Source organism: Bacillus hominis, from assembly GCF_030348325.1.
In the GTDB taxonomy this organism is placed as follows: Bacteria; Bacillota; Bacilli; order Bacillales; family Bacillaceae_G; genus Bacillus_A; species Bacillus_A hominis.
This window is the reverse complement of sequence record NZ_JAUCFS010000005.1, coordinates 138,830-159,309: the sequence shown is the minus strand read 5'-3', so window position 1 is coordinate 159,309 and position 20,480 is coordinate 138,830. Positions and strand designations below refer to the sequence as shown.

The 20,480-nt window shown below is 41.1% G+C and carries 19 protein-coding genes, 9 tRNA genes and 3 rRNA genes; 2 read left to right on the top strand and 29 right to left on the bottom strand.

Annotation, left to right across the window (positions count from 1 at the left end; translation table 11 throughout):
- Window positions 1–218 precede the first annotated feature (218 nt).
- From rocF to QUF93_RS03270, 15 genes are all read right to left on the bottom strand, one after another.
- Window positions 219–1,112 (bottom strand): arginase, encoded by an 894-nt coding sequence (gene rocF / locus QUF93_RS03340; RefSeq protein WP_289357835.1) that lies wholly within the window; start codon window positions 1,110–1,112, stop codon window positions 219–221.
- 269 nt (window positions 1,113–1,381) lie between these two features.
- Window positions 1,382–2,527 carry a glycerate kinase gene (locus tag QUF93_RS03335; protein WP_289357834.1) on the bottom strand — a complete coding sequence of 382 codons (1,146 nt, stop codon included), beginning with the start codon at window positions 2,525–2,527 and terminating at the stop codon, window positions 1,382–1,384.
- A gap of 125 nt (window positions 2,528–2,652) precedes the next feature.
- Window positions 2,653–2,725, bottom strand: a tRNA-Ala gene (locus QUF93_RS03330).
- A 10-nt stretch (window positions 2,726–2,735) separates the two neighbouring features.
- Window positions 2,736–2,807 (bottom strand) — tRNA-Gly (locus tag QUF93_RS03325).
- Between the two features lie 5 nt (window positions 2,808–2,812).
- Window positions 2,813–2,888, bottom strand: a tRNA-Lys gene (locus QUF93_RS03320).
- Window positions 2,889–2,893: 5 nt separating this feature from the next.
- Window positions 2,894–2,968, bottom strand: a tRNA-Gln gene (locus tag QUF93_RS03315).
- Between the two features lie 65 nt (window positions 2,969–3,033).
- Window positions 3,034–3,117: transfer RNA gene (locus tag QUF93_RS03310), tRNA-Tyr, on the bottom strand.
- 16 nt (window positions 3,118–3,133) lie between these two features.
- Window positions 3,134–3,209 (bottom strand) — tRNA-Val (locus QUF93_RS03305).
- A gap of 8 nt (window positions 3,210–3,217) precedes the next feature.
- Window positions 3,218–3,289: transfer RNA gene (locus QUF93_RS03300), tRNA-Glu, on the bottom strand.
- A gap of 21 nt (window positions 3,290–3,310) precedes the next feature.
- Window positions 3,311–3,383: transfer RNA gene (locus QUF93_RS03295), tRNA-Thr, on the bottom strand.
- A 4-nt stretch (window positions 3,384–3,387) separates the two neighbouring features.
- Window positions 3,388–3,462 (bottom strand) — tRNA-Asn (locus QUF93_RS03290).
- A gap of 9 nt (window positions 3,463–3,471) precedes the next feature.
- Window positions 3,472–3,587: ribosomal RNA gene (gene rrf / locus QUF93_RS03285) — 5S ribosomal RNA — on the bottom strand.
- A 90-nt stretch (window positions 3,588–3,677) separates the two neighbouring features.
- Window positions 3,678–6,599 (bottom strand): 23S ribosomal RNA (locus QUF93_RS03280).
- Window positions 6,600–6,744: 145 nt separating this feature from the next.
- Window positions 6,745–8,296 (bottom strand): 16S ribosomal RNA (locus QUF93_RS03275).
- The 16S, 23S and 5S rRNA genes sit together here with 9 tRNA genes alongside, the layout of an rRNA operon.
- 224 nt (window positions 8,297–8,520) lie before the next feature.
- Window positions 8,521–8,739, bottom strand: a complete 219-nt coding sequence (locus QUF93_RS03270) for a hypothetical protein (protein WP_033711590.1) — start codon at window positions 8,737–8,739, stop codon at window positions 8,521–8,523.
- Window positions 8,740–8,931: 192 nt separating this feature from the next.
- Between QUF93_RS03270 and pdaB the strand changes: the two genes are divergently transcribed.
- A complete protein-coding gene (pdaB, locus tag QUF93_RS03265) occupies window positions 8,932–9,696 on the top strand; it encodes a polysaccharide deacetylase family sporulation protein PdaB (RefSeq protein ID WP_289357833.1) in 765 nt (254 codons plus the stop codon).
- A 127-nt stretch (window positions 9,697–9,823) separates the two neighbouring features.
- Here the strand turns inward: pdaB and kbaA are convergent, their stop codons facing one another.
- Window positions 9,824–10,435: a KinB signaling pathway activation protein KbaA gene (gene kbaA, locus QUF93_RS03260; protein WP_289357832.1), complete on the bottom strand. Its 612-nt coding sequence runs from the start codon at window positions 10,433–10,435 to the stop codon at window positions 9,824–9,826.
- 139 nt (window positions 10,436–10,574) lie between these two features.
- Here kbaA and gerD point away from each other — a divergent pair, with 139 nt between their 5' ends.
- The gene (gerD, locus tag QUF93_RS03255; protein ID WP_002115342.1) at window positions 10,575–11,192 is read left to right on the top strand and encodes a spore germination protein GerD; all 618 of its coding nucleotides are present in this window, start codon (window positions 10,575–10,577) and stop codon (window positions 11,190–11,192) included.
- Window positions 11,193–11,242: 50 nt separating this feature from the next.
- On the opposite strand, the gene QUF93_RS03250 is transcribed toward gerD, so the two are convergent.
- The 13 genes from QUF93_RS03250 to rpsM form a co-directional block, all read right to left on the bottom strand.
- Window positions 11,243–12,310, bottom strand: a complete 1,068-nt coding sequence (locus QUF93_RS03250) for an iron-sulfur carrier protein/transcriptional regulator SalA (RefSeq protein WP_289357830.1) — start codon at window positions 12,308–12,310, stop codon at window positions 11,243–11,245.
- A gap of 143 nt (window positions 12,311–12,453) precedes the next feature.
- Entirely contained in the window at window positions 12,454–13,167 is a 714-nt protein-coding gene (cwlD, locus tag QUF93_RS03245; RefSeq protein WP_128283411.1) for an N-acetylmuramoyl-L-alanine amidase CwlD, read from the bottom strand.
- Window positions 13,168–13,233: 66 nt separating this feature from the next.
- Entirely contained in the window at window positions 13,234–13,662 is a 429-nt protein-coding gene (locus tag QUF93_RS03240) for a DUF2521 family protein (protein WP_002113330.1), read from the bottom strand.
- Between the two features lie 162 nt (window positions 13,663–13,824).
- Window positions 13,825–14,217 (bottom strand): 30S ribosomal protein S9, encoded by a 393-nt coding sequence (gene rpsI, locus QUF93_RS03235; protein WP_000079986.1) that lies wholly within the window; start codon window positions 14,215–14,217, stop codon window positions 13,825–13,827.
- A gap of 21 nt (window positions 14,218–14,238) precedes the next feature.
- On the bottom strand, window positions 14,239–14,676 hold the full coding sequence (gene rplM, locus QUF93_RS03230; protein ID WP_001260795.1) for a 50S ribosomal protein L13: 438 nt from the start codon (window positions 14,674–14,676) through the stop codon (window positions 14,239–14,241).
- 152 nt (window positions 14,677–14,828) lie between these two features.
- Window positions 14,829–15,572 carry a tRNA pseudouridine(38-40) synthase TruA gene (truA, locus tag QUF93_RS03225; RefSeq protein ID WP_002115338.1) on the bottom strand — a complete coding sequence of 248 codons (744 nt, stop codon included), beginning with the start codon at window positions 15,570–15,572 and terminating at the stop codon, window positions 14,829–14,831.
- Window positions 15,573–15,586: 14 nt separating this feature from the next.
- Window positions 15,587–16,381 carry an energy-coupling factor transporter transmembrane component T family protein gene (locus tag QUF93_RS03220; protein ID WP_128283409.1) on the bottom strand — a complete coding sequence of 265 codons (795 nt, stop codon included), beginning with the start codon at window positions 16,379–16,381 and terminating at the stop codon, window positions 15,587–15,589.
- Window positions 16,369–17,250 (bottom strand): energy-coupling factor ABC transporter ATP-binding protein, encoded by an 882-nt coding sequence (locus QUF93_RS03215; protein ID WP_289357828.1) that lies wholly within the window; start codon window positions 17,248–17,250, stop codon window positions 16,369–16,371. Before QUF93_RS03215 ends, QUF93_RS03220 begins: the two co-directional genes overlap by 13 nt.
- Window positions 17,226–18,068 carry an energy-coupling factor ABC transporter ATP-binding protein gene (locus QUF93_RS03210; protein ID WP_002115334.1) on the bottom strand — a complete coding sequence of 281 codons (843 nt, stop codon included), beginning with the start codon at window positions 18,066–18,068 and terminating at the stop codon, window positions 17,226–17,228. Before QUF93_RS03210 ends, QUF93_RS03215 begins: the two co-directional genes overlap by 25 nt.
- A gap of 106 nt (window positions 18,069–18,174) precedes the next feature.
- The gene (gene rplQ / locus QUF93_RS03205) at window positions 18,175–18,537 is read right to left on the bottom strand and encodes a 50S ribosomal protein L17 (RefSeq protein ID WP_000331490.1); all 363 of its coding nucleotides are present in this window, start codon (window positions 18,535–18,537) and stop codon (window positions 18,175–18,177) included.
- 35 nt (window positions 18,538–18,572) lie between these two features.
- A complete protein-coding gene (locus tag QUF93_RS03200) occupies window positions 18,573–19,517 on the bottom strand; it encodes a DNA-directed RNA polymerase subunit alpha (protein ID WP_000569644.1) in 945 nt (314 codons plus the stop codon).
- 180 nt (window positions 19,518–19,697) lie between these two features.
- Window positions 19,698–20,087, bottom strand: a complete 390-nt coding sequence (gene rpsK, locus QUF93_RS03195; RefSeq protein WP_002009745.1) for a 30S ribosomal protein S11 — start codon at window positions 20,085–20,087, stop codon at window positions 19,698–19,700.
- Window positions 20,088–20,111: 24 nt separating this feature from the next.
- The gene (gene rpsM, locus QUF93_RS03190) at window positions 20,112–20,477 is read right to left on the bottom strand and encodes a 30S ribosomal protein S13 (protein ID WP_000090790.1); all 366 of its coding nucleotides are present in this window, start codon (window positions 20,475–20,477) and stop codon (window positions 20,112–20,114) included.
- Between the last annotated feature and the right edge of the window lie 3 nt (window positions 20,478–20,480).

Here is a 20,480-nt window from a genome sequence, read left to right as displayed (position 1 = left end):
CATATATTGAAATATTGTTTTATGCTCTATCTGTATGTATTTCCAACAACTAGTTAATTATACCATACATGAAACAAACGACAATTACAAACGACCTCCTTCGGCCTAAATTGGTAAGATGTCAAACTTTCTTACCCTACAGTACAGTATAATATAAGTCATTATTATACGCTTATTTTCAAATAAAAAAAGCAACTTCTCAGTTGCTTTTCTTACATTTATTTTAGTTTTTCACCGAACAAAGACCCCATTAAAGCAACCGCTGTTGTTGCTGTTCTGTTTCTCTCATCTAAAATCGTATTTACTTCAACAAATTCAGCAGATGTAACAATATCAGCTTCTGCTAACATTTCCATCGCTAAGTGGCTTTCACGATACGATAGACCACCAATTACAGGCGTCCCAACTCCTGGTGCATCATGAGGATCAAGACCATCTAAATCTAATGATAAATGAACACCGTCAGTATGAGATAAGTAAGCAATTGTTTCTTCCATAACAGCCGTCATACCCATACGATCAATTTCATGCATTGAAAATACTTTAATGCCTTCATTACGAATAAAGTCTTTTTCCCCTTCATCTAATGCACGTGCACCGATAATTACAACGTTCTCTTTTTTCACTTTCGGGTATGCCCCATATAAGTCTACAAGTGAAGAATGTCCATAACCTAAACTTGCAGCAAGTGACATACCGTGAATATTTCCTGATGGTGAAGTTTCTTCTGTATTTAAATCACCGTGTGCATCATACCAAATAACACCTAAATTTTTATAATGTTTCGCTACACCAGCTAACGTACCGATAGCAATACTATGATCGCCGCCCAATACAAGTGGAAAACGACCTTCTTCTATAATATTATCAACCTTACTTGCTAATTCATTACATACAGTTGCAACTTGTGTAAGGTTTCTTAACTTTGTATTTTCATCTATTTCTTTTTCTCTCTCTATACATATATCTCCCATATCTTTTACGTTATATCCAATTTCTTCGATTCTTTCAATTACCCCTGCATAACGGATCGCGCTTGGTCCCATATCAACCCCACGACGCATCTGTCCTAAATCCATTGGAACTCCAATAACTGAGATTTCTTTTTTCATAGATAGTATCCCCCTTTTATGCCTTCACTAAATATTTTAAATCTTTTTTATAGTCTGACTCAACTCGACATTTTTCTGCATGGATATACATTTTATTCACTTATATTTACGTTGGAATCCCAATTTTCAAACTGTTCTATGTATAAACTTAACTTAATGAACCAACTAACTTTTCTATCAGCTAATATTTTTATGAGTGCTTTTCTCCATCACCATCTAGGATTACACAAAATATTCTCAAATAACTGGATTAAAAAACACTTCTATATTTAGAAGCGTTTTTCTGATGCTAGTTTCCACACTGCTGCAATATTTTTTGCTGTCATTTCGATATTCTCTTCTGCCGCTTTATATGCTTCTTCTAATGTCATTGGACTGGCTGTAATACTAAACACTGCATCAATTCCCTTTTCATAAACAATTGTATAGTTCGGAGATACAGATCCACCAATAGCAATTACAGGAATATGACGACATTTCGCCCGCTTCGCGACACCAACAGGAGCTTTTCCATAAGCTGTTTGTTCATCTATTCTTCCCTCACCAGTTACAATAAGATCGGCACCTTCTATACACTTATCAAAATTTGTATAATCTAATACAATTTCAATCCCTTTTCTTAGCTGTCCCTTTAGCACTGCAACGACAGCGGCTCCCATTCCTCCAGCTGCCCCCGCACCTGGTATTTCAGATACATCAAAAGACACATGTTGTTTAAGTATATTAGCATAATGTTTTAAATTCTCATCTAGCTCTTTCATCATCTCTACATTCGCACCTTTTTGCCTCGCAAATATAAAAGATGCCCCGCTCAGTCCAACTAAAGGGTTATCTACATCACATGCTGCTTCTAACTTTATATCCTCCAGGCGTGAATCAATCCTAGAAAGGTCAACAGTGGTTATCAAATGCAATGTCCCTCCAGAGGGTTCTATTACCTCACCTTTCCTATTTATAAATCTTGCGCCTAAGGCAGATAGCATACCAGCCCCACCATCATTTGTAGCACTTCCTCCAAGCCCTAAAATAATGTGTTTAGCTCCTTGATCTAATGCATGTAATATAAGTTCGCCTGTCCCTTTTGTCGTTGTAATAAGCGGGTTTCTCTTTTCAATTGGAACGTGTTGTAATCCTGATGCTGCTGCCATTTCAATAAATGCTGTCTTCTTATCCTTAGACATACCATAAAAGGCTTGCACGCTCCCTCCAAGCGGTCCTGTCACACTAAGTGTTATAATTCTCCCCATTGTAGCACCAACAAGAGATTCAACCGTTCCTTCGCCTCCATCTCCAATTGGTACTTTAACATACTCTGCTTTAGGAAAAATTGCTGCAAAGCCTCTTTCAATAGCTTCACATACCTCTATAGCTTTCAGGCTTTCTTTATATGAATCCGATGCAATGACAACTTTCATAATTACCTCCCCCTTATTCAATCCTTTTTTTCATTCTAAACGATATACGGAAAAGTTTCCTTTTGGAATGGAATTTAAACACAAAAAAAGCTTACATCATTTGATGTAAGCTTTCCCCATTTATATGGAGCCTAGCGGGATCGAACCGCTGACCTCCTGCGTGCAAGGCAGGCGCTCTCCCAGCTGAGCTAAGGCCCCTTAGTAATTAAGCGGAAGACGGGATTCGAACCCGCGACCCCAACCTTGGCAAGGTTGTATTCTACCACTGAACTACTTCCGCGAAAATGGTGAGCCATGAAGGATTCGAACCTTCGACCCTCTGATTAAAAGTCAGATGCTCTACCAACTGAGCTAATGGCTCGTAAATGGCTGGGCTAGCTGGATTCGAACCAGCGCATGACGGAGTCAAAGTCCGTTGCCTTACCGCTTGGCTATAGCCCATTAATATTTACTAGTATGGTTATCTTTTCAAAAAAATAAACCCTTTCAGGTTATTTTAAAGAAAATGGTGGAGGGGGGCAGATTCGAACTGCCGAACCCGAAGGAGCGGATTTACAGTCCGCCGCGTTTAGCCACTTCGCTACCCCTCCGACATTTAAAAATATATGGTGGAGGATGACGGGATCGAACCGCCGACCCCCTGCTTGTAAGGCAGGTGCTCTCCCAGCTGAGCTAATCCTCCAAAAGTGATGACCCGTACGGGATTCGAACCCGTGTTACCGCCGTGAAAGGGCGGTGTCTTAACCACTTGACCAACGGGCCAAAAAATAAAAAATTTTCCCAAGCTTCCAACCGGGCTTGAACCGGTGACCTCTTCCTTACCATGGAAGTACTCTACCAGCTGAGCTATGGAAGCATAATGGCTCCGCAGGTAGGAATCGAACCTACGACCGATCGGTTAACAGCCGATAGCTCTACCGCTGAGCTACTGCGGAACAATATAAGCCTGGCAACGTCCTACTCTCACAGGGACAAGGTCCCAACTACCATCGGCGCTAGAGAGCTTAACTTCCGTGTTCGGTATGGGAACGGGTGTGACCTCTCTGCCATCATTACCAGACTTTTATCATTATACACATTCTTTTCAGAATGTCAAAAGGAATTTTAAATATATATTCCTTCAAAACTAGATAACATTGCTACATATTATATGGTTAAGTCCTCGATCTATTAGTATTCGTCAGCTCCACATGTCACCATGCTTCCACCTCGAACCTATCAACCTGATCATCTTTCAGGGATCTTACTAGCTTACGCTATGGGAAATCTCATCTTGAGGGGGGCTTCATGCTTAGATGCTTTCAGCACTTATCCCTTCCGCACATAGCTACCCAGCTATGCCCTTGGCAGAACAACTGGTACACCAGCGGTGCGTCCATCCCGGTCCTCTCGTACTAAGGACAGCTCCTCTCAAATTTCCTACGCCCACGACGGATAGGGACCGAACTGTCTCACGACGTTCTGAACCCAGCTCGCGTACCGCTTTAATGGGCGAACAGCCCAACCCTTGGGACCGACTACAGCCCCAGGATGCGATGAGCCGACATCGAGGTGCCAAACCTCCCCGTCGATGTGGACTCTTGGGGGAGATAAGCCTGTTATCCCCGGGGTAGCTTTTATCCGTTGAGCGATGGCCCTTCCATGCGGAACCACCGGATCACTAAGCCCGACTTTCGTCCCTGCTCGACTTGTAGGTCTCGCAGTCAAGCTCCCTTATGCCTTTGCACTCTACGAATGATTTCCAACCATTCTGAGGGAACCTTTGGGCGCCTCCGTTACACTTTAGGAGGCGACCGCCCCAGTCAAACTGCCCACCTGACACTGTCTCCCGGGTCGATAAGACCCGTAGGTTAGAATTTCAATACAGTCAGGGCGGTATCCCACCAGCGCCTCCACCGAAGCTAGCGCTCCGGTTTCAATGGCTCCCGCCTATCCTGTACAAACTGTACCAAAATTCAATATCAGGCTACAGTAAAGCTCCACGGGGTCTTTCCGTCCTGTCGCGGGTAACCTGCATCTTCACAGGTACTATAATTTCACCGAGTCTCTGGTTGAGACAGTGCCCAAATCGTTACACCTTTCGTGCGGGTCGGAACTTACCCGACAAGGAATTTCGCTACCTTAGGACCGTTATAGTTACGGCCGCCGTTTACTGGGGCTTCAGTTCAGAGCTTCGCTTACGCTAACCCCTCTCCTTAACCTTCCAGCACCGGGCAGGTGTCAGCCCCTATACTTCGCCTTACGGCTTCGCAGAGACCTGTGTTTTTGCTAAACAGTCGCTTGGGCCTATTCACTGCGGCTTTCCGTTAAGAAAGCACCCCTTCTCCCGAAGTTACGGGGTCATTTTGCCGAGTTCCTTAACCAGAGTTCTCTCGCACACCTTAGGATTCTCTCCTCGCCTACCTGTGTCGGTTTGCGGTACAGGCACCTTTTATCTCGCTAGAAGCTTTTCTTGGCAGCGGGGAATCAAAGACTTCGCTCCATAAGGAGCTTCCCCATCACAGCTCAGCCTTCACGATAAGCGGATTTGCCTACTTATCAGCCTAACTGCTTGGACGTGCACAACCAATCGCACGCTTCTTCTATCCTTCTGCGTCCCTCCATTGCTCAAACGATAAAGAGGTGGTACAGGAATATCAACCTGTTGTCCATCGCCTACGCCTGTCGGCCTCGGCTTAGGTCCTGACTAACCCTGAGCGGACGAGCCTTCCTCAGGAAACCTTAGGCATTCGGTGGACGGGATTCTCACCCGTCTTTCGCTACTCATACCGGCATTCTCACTTCTAAGCGCTCCACCAGTCCTTCCGGTCTGACTTCACTGCACTTAGAACGCTCCCCTACCACTGATACCATTGGTATCAATTCGCAGCTTCGGTGGTGTATTTAGCCCCGGTACATTTTCGGCGCAGAGTCACTCGACTAGTGAGCTATTACGCACTCTTTAAATGGTGGCTGCTTCTAAGCCAACATCCTAGTTGTCTAAGCAACTCCACATCCTTTTCCACTTAATACACACTTTGGGACCTTAGCTGGCGATCTGGGCTGTTTCCCTCTTGACTACGGATCTTATCACTCGCAGTCTGACTCCTAAGGATAAGTCATTGGCATTCGGAGTTTGACTGAATTCGGTAATCCGATGAGGACCCCTAGTTCAATCAGTGCTCTACCTCCAAGACTCTAACACTTAAGGCTAGCCCTAAAGCTATTTCGGGGAGAACCAGCTATCTCCAGGTTCGATTGGAATTTCTCCGCTACCCACACCTCATCCCCGCACTTTTCAACGTGCGTGGGTTCGGGCCTCCATTCAGTGTTACCTGAACTTCACCCTGGACATGGGTAGATCACCTGGTTTCGGGTCTACGACCACGTACTAAACGCCCTATTCAGACTCGCTTTCGCTGCGGCTCCGTCTCTTCAACTTAACCTCGCACGGGATCGTAACTCGCCGGTTCATTCTACAAAAGGCACGCCATCACCCATTAACGGGCTCTGACTATTTGTAGGCACACGGTTTCAGGATCTCTTTCACTCCCCTTCCGGGGTGCTTTTCACCTTTCCCTCACGGTACTGGTTCACTATCGATCACTAGGTAGTATTTAGCCTTGGGAGATGGTCCTCCCAGATTCCGACGGAATTTCACGTGTTCCGCCGTACTCAGGATACATTCAAGAGAGAACGAAGTTTCGACTACGGGGTTGTTACCCTCTGTGACGGACCTTTCCAGGTCGCTTCGTCTACCTCGTTCCTTTGTAACTCCGTATAGAATGTCCTACAACCCCAAGAGGCAAGCCTCTTGGTTTGGGCTAGATTCCGTTTCGCTCGCCGCTACTCAGGAAATCGCATTTGCTTTCTCTTCCTCCAGGTACTTAGATGTTTCAGTTCCCTGGGTCTGTCTTCCATACCCTATGTATTCAGGTAAGGATACCATACCATTACGTATAGTGGGTTTCCCCATTCGGAAATCTTCGGATCAAAGCTTACTTACAGCTCCCCGAAGCATATCGGCGTTAGTCCCGTCCTTCATCGACTCCTAGTGTCAAGGCATCCACCGTGCGCCCTTTCTAACTTAACCAAACTAAAATTAAAAAATATGAGCTACACTGTTATCTAGTTTTCAAAGAACATACATTTAAACTTGAGAGATAGTTCTCTCAAAACTGAACGAAACGAAACAAGTCAACGTTTATTGATGAACTGCGTTCATCAATTCTCCATAGAAAGGAGGTGATCCAGCCGCACCTTCCGATACGGCTACCTTGTTACGACTTCACCCCAATCATCTGTCCCACCTTAGGCGGCTGGCTCCATAAAGGTTACCCCACCGACTTCGGGTGTTACAAACTCTCGTGGTGTGACGGGCGGTGTGTACAAGGCCCGGGAACGTATTCACCGCGGCATGCTGATCCGCGATTACTAGCGATTCCAGCTTCATGTAGGCGAGTTGCAGCCTACAATCCGAACTGAGAACGGTTTTATGAGATTAGCTCCACCTCGCGGTCTTGCAGCTCTTTGTACCGTCCATTGTAGCACGTGTGTAGCCCAGGTCATAAGGGGCATGATGATTTGACGTCATCCCCACCTTCCTCCGGTTTGTCACCGGCAGTCACCTTAGAGTGCCCAACTTAATGATGGCAACTAAGATCAAGGGTTGCGCTCGTTGCGGGACTTAACCCAACATCTCACGACACGAGCTGACGACAACCATGCACCACCTGTCACTCTGCTCCCGAAGGAGAAGCTCTATCTCTAGAGTTTTCAGAGGATGTCAAGACCTGGTAAGGTTCTTCGCGTTGCTTCGAATTAAACCACATGCTCCACCGCTTGTGCGGGCCCCCGTCAATTCCTTTGAGTTTCAGCCTTGCGGCCGTACTCCCCAGGCGGAGTGCTTAATGCGTTAACTTCAGCACTAAAGGGCGGAAACCCTCTAACACTTAGCACTCATCGTTTACGGCGTGGACTACCAGGGTATCTAATCCTGTTTGCTCCCCACGCTTTCGCGCCTCAGTGTCAGTTACAGACCAGAAAGTCGCCTTCGCCACTGGTGTTCCTCCATATCTCTACGCATTTCACCGCTACACATGGAATTCCACTTTCCTCTTCTGCACTCAAGTCTCCCAGTTTCCAATGACCCTCCACGGTTGAGCCGTGGGCTTTCACATCAGACTTAAGAAACCACCTGCGCGCGCTTTACGCCCAATAATTCCGGATAACGCTTGCCACCTACGTATTACCGCGGCTGCTGGCACGTAGTTAGCCGTGGCTTTCTGGTTAGGTACCGTCAAGGTGCCAGCTTATTCAACTAGCACTTGTTCTTCCCTAACAACAGAGTTTTACGACCCGAAAGCCTTCATCACTCACGCGGCGTTGCTCCGTCAGACTTTCGTCCATTGCGGAAGATTCCCTACTGCTGCCTCCCGTAGGAGTCTGGGCCGTGTCTCAGTCCCAGTGTGGCCGATCACCCTCTCAGGTCGGCTACGCATCGTTGCCTTGGTGAGCCGTTACCTCACCAACTAGCTAATGCGACGCGGGTCCATCCATAAGTGACAGCCGAAGCCGCCTTTCAATTTCGAACCATGCAGTTCAAAATATTATCCGGTATTAGCCCCGGTTTCCCGGAGTTATCCCAGTCTTATGGGCAGGTTACCCACGTGTTACTCACCCGTCCGCCGCTAACTTCATAAGAGCAAGCTCTTAATCCATTCGCTCGACTTGCATGTATTAGGCACGCCGCCAGCGTTCATCCTGAGCCAGGATCAAACTCTCCAATAAAGTTAGTTTGTCTAGCATCTAAAAATAAAAATTGACGTTCACGTTGTTTGTTTCGTTCAGTTTTCAAAGAACTACTTAGCCGCTCATTTGCGACTCCCTTATGTTAACATCTTCATTTTTCGATGTCAACTAAGTTTTTCAATTTCTTTTTTGTCGTTTTCTGCGTTTCTGCATCAGCGACGTTTATTAATTTATCATATACCTACTCTTAACGTCAACACTTTTTAATAAAAAATTCTTTTTCTTACATAACGAATACATTCTTCCCTATTAGCAACTCTCCGAAATAAACAAAAAATGATTTTATACCTTTCTTCCATCGCTTTTTTTACAACGCCATGTATACGCTCATCTGCAAAATCAAATAAAAGTTCCTCTAACTCTCTCTTCAGTATGTATTCCATTTCTTTCTTCTCTTCCTTCGTCAACATAATCCCAAGCAAATTATCACCCCAATAATTCCTTACGTGTACCGATAAACGCCCCACTCATTTTCAATTACCAATAATGTATCATCAAAAACAAAATTCTATCACTCATTATATCCACCACTTACGATATTAATCCCTTGTTCTCTTTTTTAAATTTAAAGCATATATGTAACTGAAAAGGATTGGACAAAGGGGCGTAATATTATGTTTTTCTTTTTTATTACGAGTAAAAGAACATTTAAACACATTAGCTTAATAATCGTACTTTCCTTATTTACAGCATGGCTACTCTTTTTAAAAACATATTCACATGAATCTGCTTTTTCAACTGCTACTGGTCCTAAAGTGATTTACAAAGGGGACACTGCAAAAAAACAAGTTGCATTCACTTTTGACATTAGTTGGGGAGACAAAAAAGCTATTCCAATCCTTAATACACTCAAAGAAAGAGAAATTAAGAATGCAACTTTCTTTCTCTCTGCTGCATGGGCTGAAAGACACCCTGATATTGTCGAACGCATCATGAAAGATGGACATGAGATTGGTAGTATGGGCTATAATTACACGTCCTACACTTCACTAGAAGCAAATGAAATACGAAGAGATCTTTTGCGGGCACAAGATGTTTTTACAAAAATTGGCGTAAAACAAGTCAAGCTATTACGTCCACCTAGTGGCGATTTTAACAAAACAACTCTTAAAATAGCGGAATCACTCGGATACACCATTGTTCATTGGAGTAACAATTCAAATGACTGGAAAAATCCCGGCGTAAATAAAATCGTTTCCACAGTCTCTAGCAATTTAAAGGGTGGAGATATTGTCTTATTACATGCTTCTGATTCTGCCCTTCAAACAAATAATGCTTTACCATTACTCTTACAAAAATTAAAGAGCGACGGATATGAACAAACATCTGTATCACAACTCATTTCCAACACAAGTACAAAAAGTGAAGATATTAAGTAGTTCCTTTCCACACGATTCTTCACACATAAAAAGCTCTGCTATCTTTCGTTAAGATAGCAGAGCTTTTTTCATCCTAGTATTTACAGACGATAGAAATCTGGATAATTAAAAATCCACTCTCTCCTCATTAAGCTGACTTACTCTTTTGTCCAATTAAACGATGCAATACAAGTAACTGATATGCATTACATAATAGAAGTGGTATCACCATTAAATATAACCAATCTGTATCATTAATCCGGAGCGCTGGTACCCATTCAAGAATTGTTACAACAACCATAAAGAACAGAGCAGGCACAAATGCTTTTTTATTCGTTTCTTTACTCTTTATGTAAGCGACAATTGCCCCAAACACAAATAACATCCCAGCAACAAGTATGTTATTCCCTAATGAAACTTCCCCATTCGCAATAAGTACTGACCTTAAATAAACGAAATCAAACAATACAAACGCAATAAAGAAAAGTTGCACTGCATTCCATAAAGAAGATGACCGAAACATCCCTAATCCAAAACGATGGATCGTTAAATACGCAAAGAACCCCATTTGACTTATAACACTAAAAATAAACCCTACACCCATCAACCAAAAAGAAATTGCTAAAATTTCTTTTCCGTCAAAATTTTGAAAAAATTTAACGTACTTGTCCCACTCTAAAACAAAACCAATAAAGACCGTGCTAATCCCACCAAGAAACAACGTCGTAAAAAATAGTCGTACCCACTTGCGGCTATTCACAACACATCCCCCATTATTCTTATATTTCTAATTAAATTGTATCAATGACAATTTCAAAAAGCTAGCCATGTTCATGTATAAATTCCTTAAAGAGATTTATATTAAAAAAAGAGAACTGTGCTGAAAGGAGCTCCAACTTATGAAACGGATGCTGCTCGTTTTGATTTCTTCTTTTCTATTTATGGCACTAGTGGCATGTGCACAAGAAAAAGAAGCAAAATCCGAACTTGATTATGATCAAACAAAAAAAATGATTGTTGATATTTTAAAAACCGACCAAGGAAAAAAGGCGATCCAAGATGTATTAACCGATGAAAAAATGAAACAAGCACTCATACTAGATGAAACAGTAGTAAAGAAAACGATTGAAGATGCGATGGTATCTGAAAAAGGGCAACAATTCTGGGAAAAGCTCTTTAAAGACCCTGAGTTCTCATCGAAATTTGCTAAAAGTATGGGCAAAGAACAAACAAACTTAATGAAAACTTTACTAAAAGATCCTGAATACCAATCAGGTGTTATAGAGATTATGAAAAATCCTGAAGTAGAGAAAATTATGTTACAAACAATGAAGAGCAAAGAATATCGTCAATATTTACAGCAAGTACTAACCGAAACTGCCGAAAGTCCACTCTTCCAAGCTAAGATGATTGACATTATTAGTAAAGGTGTACAAAAAGCCGAAAAAGGTGGGTCTGATAAGAAAGGCGCAGGCGGTGAAGGTGGTTCTCAAGATGGGAACAAAGAACAACAATAAAAATTATAGTAATGAGTGGACAATATATACATTGTCCACTCATTACTACTTTATTTTTGTGTAACAGCTGTTTTATCAATAACCGTCTCAGCTATCGTACGATAAATAAGACCCGTTGTATGTGTATCTTCATATACTGACGGCGCAAAGTCCTCTTTATTCCAATCAGGTTGTTGAAGTGGAATTCGGCCAATTACATCCGTTTGAAGTTCCTCAGCTAATTTATCTCCTCCACCTCTTCCAAACACATACTCTTTTTCACCAGTTGCTTTACTTTCAAAATACGCCATATTTTCAACAACACCAAGAATACTATGTTCTGTACGTAAAGCCATGGCTCCGGCGCGCGCTGCTACAAATGCCGCTGTTGGATGCGGCGTTGTTACAATAATCTCTTTACAAGCCGGCAACATCGAATGCACATCTAGAGCAACATCACCCGTACCTGGTGGTAGATCCAATACTAAGTAATCTAAATCACCCCATTCTACTTCTGTGAAAAAGTGATTTAACATTTTCCCAAGCATCGGTCCTCTCCAAATAACAGGTGCGTTATCTTCTACAAAGAATCCCATTGAGATTACTTTCACGCCTAGACGCTCCACTGGTATTATCTTATCACCTCTTACGATTGGACGTTTTTCTATACCCATCATATCCGGTACACTAAAACCGTAAATATCCGCATCAATGATACCAACCTTTTTTCCTAAACGAGCTAAAGCAATTGCAAGGTTAACAGAAACAGTCGATTTCCCTACTCCACCTTTTCCACTTGCCACTGCTAAAAATGTTGTATTTGAGTTCGGTGATAATAAGGATTCACTTTTCTCTTCCTCTTGCGGTGGTGCAAACTGAGCTAATTCCTCTTCTGTAAATTCTGCAAAACGAAGTCCAACTGTTGCTGCTCCAAGTTCTTTTACTAACTTTACAATTCCAGACTGCAACTGCATTTGTTCCGCTGTACCTGTCTTTACAATTGCAATTTTAACACTTACATGTTCCTTCTCAGGCTTGACTGTTACCTCTTTAATTGCATTTGTTTCTTTTAACGTTTTATGTACAAACGGATCTATAATCCCTTCCAACGCTTCCACTACCTGCTCTTTTGTTACCATAATTAGCCCAGCCCCCTGTATGAAAAATAACGTAATGTTAATTAAATTTATCTCTCTTTATTTTTGAAATAAATGCGTTTACATTTCCAGTATAACATATTTTCGGAAAACTTCGTTAACGAGAGAAACTCGAAAAATCCTCCTTATTCTGGAGGATTTCCTTTTTCCGTAAAATAACGTAATATACCACGATATATTGCAGCCGCTACTTTTTGCTGGTATTTCTCCGAATTTAACATATATCTTTCATTCACATTCGATAAAAAGCCAGCCTCAATTAAAGCACCTGGTGTTTTGGCATACTTCAATAAATACACGTGAGGAATTGTTTTAGCAGAACGATTCGTATTTTCTAAGCTTGTTCTCAATTCAGCTTGTATAAATTTCGCAGCCCGCTCATTTTCAATCGATGAACGGTAGTAGAACGTTTGTGCGCCCTTAGATCCACTACTAGTTAGGGCATTTAAATGAATACTCGCAAAAAAGTCTACATCAGGCTTATTAATGATCTCAACACGCCTTTTTAAATCCTCCGCTTTACGTCTACTATATGACTTTGTATCCTTATTAGCTAAATCATAATCTCCTTCACGCGTTAAAATAACTAAAGCACCTTGTTCTTGTAAATAATCTTGTACCTTTTTTGTAATCTCAATCGTAATATCTTTTTCTACAATATCCTTTCCACCAACAGCCCCTCCGTCTGGTCCACCATGCCCAGCATCCAATACAATTACTTTCCCTGATAAGGGTAAATTCCAAGCTCGCCACGATTTTGTAATTTGAAATTCTTGTTTAACTAAAAAAAACAAAACAACCGCAGCGAGCGCAAAAGAGATAATTCGAATTCTCTTCATACCTTTCCTCCTCCAGCTAGTCCCTCTAATTACTTATATGGGACAAGAGGAAAGTTTATGCTTGTCTTAATGTAGCTTTAATCGATATCTTCTTTCGCCTTTTTCATACCCTTCCTGCCACCACAAGCCGATAAACTGCTGGCAAGATTCAAAAAGTAATTCCTCGTCTTGCAATTTAATTTCACGTATAGTCATACTCGTTAAAAATTGAAATAACGTTTCAGTTAATTGTTGCTCTTCTTCTAAAGCCCTATATTTCACATCAAAGAATGATTCACCATGATAACCAAATTTACTGTATCTCGCTCCTAATAAATAAGATTCTATCCCTAGTTCAATACAATAATCTTCATACTGACGATGAAGTTCTTGCATCTGAAAGGCATCACGAATATTTGAACGCAATGTTTTTAATGATAATTCTCGCAGCATCTTCCGCTCGTATTTTAACTGCTTTTCTTTTTGTTTTTCTTGTAAGCTGACAATGACATTCATAGTACTTATAAACCTCCCTAATACGTATTAGTCTAAGCTTCTAAAGAAGAAGCATACGCGAGACGGTAGCACTAAAATATTCCAAGATACAAAAATTATAAAAGAGGAATTAAACATAAAAAAACCCCAACCAAAATGGTTGGGGTTTGAAGTTCGCAAAAATTAACGTTTTGAGAACTGAGGTGCACGACGTGCGCCTTTAAGACCGTATTTTTTACGCTCTTTCATACGTGCGTCACGAGTTAATAGACCTGCACGTTTTAGTGTTAGACGGTATTCTGGATCAGCTTTTAATAAAGCGCGAGAAATACCGTGACGAATAGCACCAGCTTGACCAGTGTATCCACCACCATTTACGTTTACAAGTACATCGTAGTTACCTAAAGTTTCTGTTGCAACTAGAGGTTGTTTCACTACTTCACGTAATGCAGCAAATGGGATATAGTTTTCAAAATCACGACCGTTAATGATAACGCGTCCTTCGCCTGGAACTAGGCGTACGCGCGCTACTGAACTCTTACGACGTCCAGTGCCATAGTATTGAACCTGTGCCAAAGTAAGCCCTCCTTTAATTAATTATCCGCGAAGTTCGTAAACTTCTGGTTTTTGTGCTTGGTGTGGATGCTCTGCTCCAGCATACACGTTTAGTTTCTTAGAAACTTGACGGCCTAAGCGTCCTTTTGGAAGCATGCCTTTAATTGCAAGCTCTAACATTTGTACAGGGTAGTTTGTACGCATTTCTAGAGCTGTTCTTTGTTTAAGTCCACCTGGGTGGTTAGTGTGACGGTAGTAAATTTTATCGTTTAATTTATTACCTGTTAAATGAATTTTCTCAGCGTTAATAATAATTACATGATCACCCGTGTCAACGTGTGGTGTAAATGTAGGTTTGTTTTTACCGCGTAAAATAGATGCTACTTCCGTAGATAGGCGACCTAAAGTTTGACCTTCAGCGTCAACCACATACCATTTACGCTCAACTTCGTTAGCTTTTGCCATAAAAGTCGTACGCATGTGTTTCCCTCCTCGTTATCTTTTCCATAGAAAAAATCTATTGTTTATCTTAAACACGATTTCCTTCCGGGGCTAATCGTGGTTTTAGAAACAATACCATATGTTATGATATACTTTTGAGTTTCTAATGTCAAGCAAATGTTACACCAGGATTAGTTGTTATAGTTTACCTGCCATAAGTAAAGTCCATGACCTGGAGCCATCTTTCCAGCACACTGGCGATTTTGTTTCGCTAAAATCTCTGGAATGCTATCAGGATCAAGCTTTCCTTGCCCTATGCTAAGTAACGTACCAACAATAATTCTGACCATATTATATAAAAATCCATTACCTACAAAACGAAAAATTAATTCATCGTCTTGCTCAATTAATTCGATTTCATAAATTGTTCGCACTTTATCTTTTTTGTCAGTTTTTGCCGAACAAAAAGAAGTAAAGTCATGCGTTCCAATAAAATAAGGAATCGCTTTTCTTATAGAATCTATTTCGAGCGGATATGGATATTGATATACGTAATTTCTACGGAATACATCCGCAGTCTTTGATAATAATACACGATAGCGATATTCTTTTTTCTCAACACCGTAACGTGCATGAAATTCTTCTGTTTTCTTCTCTACCTGCCTGATAACAATATCATCCGGCAACATTGTATTTAAAGCATTACTCCATTGCCACTCTTCAAGAGACAAAGGTGTATCAAAGTGTATCACTTGTCCTTTGGCGTGAACAGTAGAATCCGTTCTGCCTGATGCCTGCACACGAACAAGTTCTCCTTTATGCAACTTCTGCAATGCTTTCTCTATTTCTTGTTGAACAGTACGATGCTGTGGTTGAATTTGGTAACCACAAAAATGAATGCCATCATATGCAACTGTACATTTTATTCTTTCCATTTCTCTATTCTCCATTACGATCGCACCCATGCCAAAATACAAGCTAAACAAAGTAAGCTTACAATTGTTACTGTATCACTTATTTTCCAGCGCAGTTGCCTAAATTTAGTACGTCCTTCGCCACTTTGGTATCCACGAGCTTCCATCGCAATCGCTAAGTCCTCTGCACGCTTAAAAGCACTGATAAATAGTGGAACGAGTAGTGAGATAATAGCTTTCATCCTATCCTTTATCGGTCCACCTGCAAAATCAATACCACGTGACGCCTGCGCTTTCATAATTTTACTCGTTTCATCCATTAATGTGGGGATAAATCGAAGAGAAATTGACATCATTAATGCGATTTCATGAACAGGAACTTTCATACGCTTCAACGGCTTTAATAACGTCTCTAAACCATCTGTAATCTCAATTGGTGTCGTTGTTAACGTTAATAATGTCGTCATTAAAATAATAACGAAAAATCGTATAGAAATGTAGATCCCTTGCTCTAATCCTTTTTCATGTATCGAAAACCAACCAAGCTGGAATAGTACTTCCCCTTCTTTATTCGTAAAAATATGCAGGAAAAATGTAAAAAGAAAAATCCATAAAATTGGTTTTAAGCCCGAAAGTACATAACGAATCGGCACTTTTGCAAAAAATAAAGCAATGAGTGCATATAAAAATAAAAATCCATATGAAATCGCATTATTTGCCAAGAAAACAACAAATACATATAAAAAGACAATCAGCAGCTTCGTACGTGGATCAAGTTGATGAATAAGAGAATTCCCTGGAATATACCTTCCAATAATCAACTGCTGCATGATTCATGACCACCTTTTCGTAACACCTGTACAACTTCATGAGTAAGATCCTCTAAAGATAAGGTAGCCTTCGAAATTGAAATACCAAACTTCTCTTCAATTGCACGTTTATACTTTAAAGACATTGGAAGATCCACACCGATTTGTTCTAATTCATCAGCATGTGAAAATACTTCCTCTGCTCTTCCTTGCAAAAAGACCGTTCCTTTATGCATGACCACTATTTGATCTGCATACTTAGCGGCATGCTCCATATTATGAGTAACAAGAATGACTGTAAGCCTCTGTTCCTTATGCAAATTGTAAAACATCTCCATGAGCTCGTGCTGTCCTTTCGGATCAAGCCCTGCTGTAGGTTCATCTAATACAAGCACTTCGGGTTCCATCGCAAGTACGCCTGCTATTGCAACACGCCTCATCTGCCCACCGCTTAATTCAAATGGAGAACGTGCTAATAACTCTATGTCCAATCCAACAAGCTGGATTGCATCTTTCGCCTTTTGTTTTGCCTCTTCTTCAGATACACCAAAATTAGTAGGCCCAAAACAAATGTCCTTTTCAACTGTTTCTTCAAATAGTTGATGTTCTGGAAACTGAAAGACAACCCCTACTTTTTTTCGTAGCGGCTTAAGTTTCTTCTCTTTTTTTCCTGCTGAAATTAAATGTTCACCAATTTGAACCGTACCATTTGTCGGCTGCAATAAACCATTTAAATGTTGAATCATCGTCGACTTACCTGAACCAGTATGACCGATAATGGCATAATAGCCCCCACTTGGAAACGACACGTCTACATCATAAAGTGCGCGTCTTTCAAATGGAGTTTTATATTGATAACGATGTTCTACTTTTTGGAATGTAATCTCCAAAGTTCGTTCACCAAGCTTTCCATTGTAAGATGCGTATTTTGCAAGTGAATTTCATTTCTTTTTAATAATTCTGCTATTTTTACCGAAAAAGGTACATCTAATCCAATCTCTTGGAGCATATGAGAGGATTTGAAAATTTGCTCTGGAGTACCTTCCTCTAATATTTCTCCCTTGTTTAAAATAATAATACGGTCTGACTGTGCCGCTTCTTCTAAATCGTGCGTAATCGATAACACCGTAATACCCTTTTGATTAACAAGTTGTCTGACCGTTTCTACCACTTCACGTCTCCCCTGAGGGTCTAACATTGAAGTTGCTTCATCTAGTATTAAAATAGATGGCTGAAGTGCTAAAACACCTGCTATTGCGACTCGCTGCTTTTGTCCACCAGATAACGAATGGGGTTCTTCATTTAAAAAATCTTCCATACGGACAAGTTGCAGAGCTTGTTCTAGTCTTTCTATCATCTGCTCCCTTGGCATTCCGATGTTCTCTAGGCCGAATACAACGTCATCTTGTACTGTCGTTCCAACAAATTGATTATCTGGATTTTGAAATACCATCCCAATTTGCTTTCGAACATCCCATACTGTTTCCTCTGATAAAATCATTGTATCATTTACAGTAATTGTCCCTGATTCCGGTAAAAATAAGCCATTCAATAATTTTGCAAGTGTAGACTTCCCTGAACCATTTTGTCCAATAACAGATACCCATTCTCCTTCATATAAGGAAAACGAAACATCTTTTAATGCATAAGAGGCTGCCCCAGGATATTGAAATGATATATTTTCTGTCCGAAGTTTCTCTTTTTTCAATACAAGGCACCCTTTCCTTCACCAAGTTAGCACGTTTTTTTATACTTAAAAAAAAAGGGCCATGACCAGTTACTTGAAAAGAACTGTCCTGCCCTTTTAATCATCATTATACTAACTCGATAATTACCATTGGTGCTGCGTCTCCGCGACGTGGACCAATTTTTGCAATACGAGTGTATCCGCCTTGGCGCTCAGCATAGCGTGGAGCTACATCAGCGAATAATTTTTGAAGTGCATCTTGACCAGTCTCAGCGTTAGCAACTTCATTACGGATGAAAGCTGCTGCTTGACGGCGAGCATGAAGATCTCCGCGTTTACCTAAAGTGATCATTTTTTCCACTACAGAACGAAGTTCTTTTGCACGAGTTTCTGTCGTTTGGATGCGCTCGTTGATAATTAAATCAGTAGCTAAATCACGTAACATAGCTTTACGTTGCGCACTTGTACGGCCTAATTTTCTGTATGCCATTCGTAGTTCCCTCCTTTGTTGATGGGTTTAAATCCTCAGTCGTCTTTACGTAAACCTAAACCTAATTCCTCAAGTTTATGTTTAACTTCTTCTAAGGATTTACGTCCTAAGTTACGAACTTTCATCATATCTTCTTCTGTTTTGTTCGCAAGCTCTTGTACAGTATTAATTCCTGCACGTTTTAGGCAATTATAAGAACGAACAGAAAGATCCAGTTCTTCAATAGTCATCTCTAGAACTTTTTCTTTTTGATCTTCTTCCTTCTCGACCATAATCTCAGCATTTTGTGCTTCGTCAGTTAAACCAACAAAGATATTTAAATGCTCAGTTAAGATTTTGGCACCTAAAGAGATAGCTTCTTTTGGCCCGATGCTTCCATCCGTCCATACATCAAGCGTAAGCTTATCATAATTAGCCACTTGTCCGACACGTGTCTTTTCCACTTGGTAAGTCACACGTGATACTGGAGTATAAATAGAATCAATAGGAATTACTCCTATTGGTTGATCTTCGCTTTTATTTGCATCAGCTGGCGTATACCCACGGCCACGCTTTGCAGTTAAACGCATGCGGAAATGCGCATTTTTTGCTAACGTCGCAATGTGTAAATCTGGATTTAAGATTTCAACATCACTATCGTGAGTAATATCAGCAGCTGTGACAATACCTTCGCCCTGTACATCGATTTCCAACGTCTTCTCTTCTTCAGAGTAGATTTTAAGAGCTAACTTTTTCAAGTTTAAGATGATCGTCGTAACGTCCTCTACTACGCCCTCAACTGTTGAAAATTCGTGTAAAACGCCATCGATTTGGATAGCAGTTACAGCGGCACCAGGGAGTGAGGATAAAAGAATACGACGTAAGGAGTTACCCAAAGTAGTACCATATCCACGCTCAAGCGGTTCAATCACGAATTTGCCATACTTAGCATCTTCGTTAAGTTCAACCGTTTCGATTTTCGGTTTTTCGATTTCAATCATTAACTAAACCCTCCTTCAAAACGTCGAAACCCCGGTTAAACAAAGGACAAACCTCTGTTTAACCGAAAGTCCCCCTTAGGCAGTTCCCGATTGTGCACAACAAGCGATGTTTCTGTACGAAATTTCTCGATAATGCATCATATCCATTATAGACAAAAGGGAAAATTCTATACAGAAAAATTACACACGACGACGTTTTGGTGGACGACATCCATTATGAGGAACTGGAGTAACATCTCTAATTGCTGTTACTTCTAGGCCTGCAGCTTGAAGAGCACGAATTGCAGCTTCACGACCAGCACCAGGACCTTTAACAGTAACCTCTAAAGTTTTTAAACCGTGCTCCATTGCAACTTTAGAAGCAGCTTCTGCAGCCATTTGCGCAGCGAATGGAGTAGATTTACGAGATCCACGGAAACCAAGTGCACCAGCACTAGACCAAGAAAGTGCGTTACCGTGAGTATCTGTAAGAGTTACGATTGTGTTGTTGAAAGTAGAACGAATATGAGCTATACCAGCTTCAATATTCTTTTTCACACGTTTTTTACGAGTGTTTGTTTTACGTGCCATTGTTAGTTCAACCTCCTTTACTTATTATTTCTTTTTATTTGCTACTGTACGACGTGGACCTTTACGTGTACGAGCATTGTTTTTAGAGTTTTGACCACGAACTGGTAAACCACGACGGTGACGAAGACCACGGTAAGAACCGATCTCCATTAGACGTTTAATGTTAAGAGATACTTCACGACGAAGGTCTCCCTCAACTTTAATACGATCGATGATATCACGGATACGTCCTAATTCATCTTCTGTTAAATCACGAACTCGTGTTTCCGAAGAAATACCAGCTTCTGTAAGAATTTTTTCAGCAGTTGTGCGACCAATGCCGAATACGTAAGTTAAAGAAATAACAACGCGCTTGTCACGAGGAATATCTACACCTGCGATACGTGCCATTCT

Excerpts from the sequence above, each read along its gene's own strand:
- rplQ (WP_000331490.1), bottom strand. The coding sequence starts at position 18,537 with ATGGCATACAGAAAATTAGGCCGTACAAGTGCGCAACGTAAAGCTATG.
- rpsM (WP_000090790.1), bottom strand. The coding sequence starts at position 20,477 with ATGGCACGTATCGCAGGTGTAGATATTCCTCGTGACAAGCGCGTTGTT.
- pdaB (WP_289357833.1), top strand. The coding sequence starts at position 8,932 with ATGTTTTTCTTTTTTATTACGAGTAAAAGAACATTTAAACACATTAGC.
- QUF93_RS03220 (WP_128283409.1), bottom strand. The coding sequence starts at position 16,381 with ATGCAGCAGTTGATTATTGGAAGGTATATTCCAGGGAATTCTCTTATT.
- truA (WP_002115338.1), bottom strand. The coding sequence starts at position 15,572 with ATGGAAAGAATAAAATGTACAGTTGCATATGATGGCATTCATTTTTGT.
- rpsK (WP_002009745.1), bottom strand. The coding sequence starts at position 20,087 with ATGGCACGTAAAACAAACACTCGTAAAAAACGTGTGAAAAAGAATATT.
- rocF (WP_289357835.1), bottom strand. The coding sequence starts at position 1,112 with ATGAAAAAAGAAATCTCAGTTATTGGAGTTCCAATGGATTTAGGACAG.
- QUF93_RS03240 (WP_002113330.1), bottom strand. The coding sequence starts at position 13,662 with ATGAATGTCATTGTCAGCTTACAAGAAAAACAAAAAGAAAAGCAGTTA.
- rplM (WP_001260795.1), bottom strand. The coding sequence starts at position 14,676 with ATGCGTACGACTTTTATGGCAAAAGCTAACGAAGTTGAGCGTAAATGG.
- QUF93_RS03250 (WP_289357830.1), bottom strand. The coding sequence starts at position 12,310 with ATGGTAACAAAAGAGCAGGTAGTGGAAGCGTTGGAAGGGATTATAGAT.
- QUF93_RS03200 (WP_000569644.1), bottom strand. The coding sequence starts at position 19,517 with ATGATTGAAATCGAAAAACCGAAAATCGAAACGGTTGAACTTAACGAA.
- cwlD (WP_128283411.1), bottom strand. The coding sequence starts at position 13,167 with ATGAAGAGAATTCGAATTATCTCTTTTGCGCTCGCTGCGGTTGTTTTG.
- QUF93_RS03335 (WP_289357834.1), bottom strand. The coding sequence starts at position 2,527 with ATGAAAGTTGTCATTGCATCGGATTCATATAAAGAAAGCCTGAAAGCT.
- gerD (WP_002115342.1), top strand. The coding sequence starts at position 10,575 with ATGAAACGGATGCTGCTCGTTTTGATTTCTTCTTTTCTATTTATGGCA.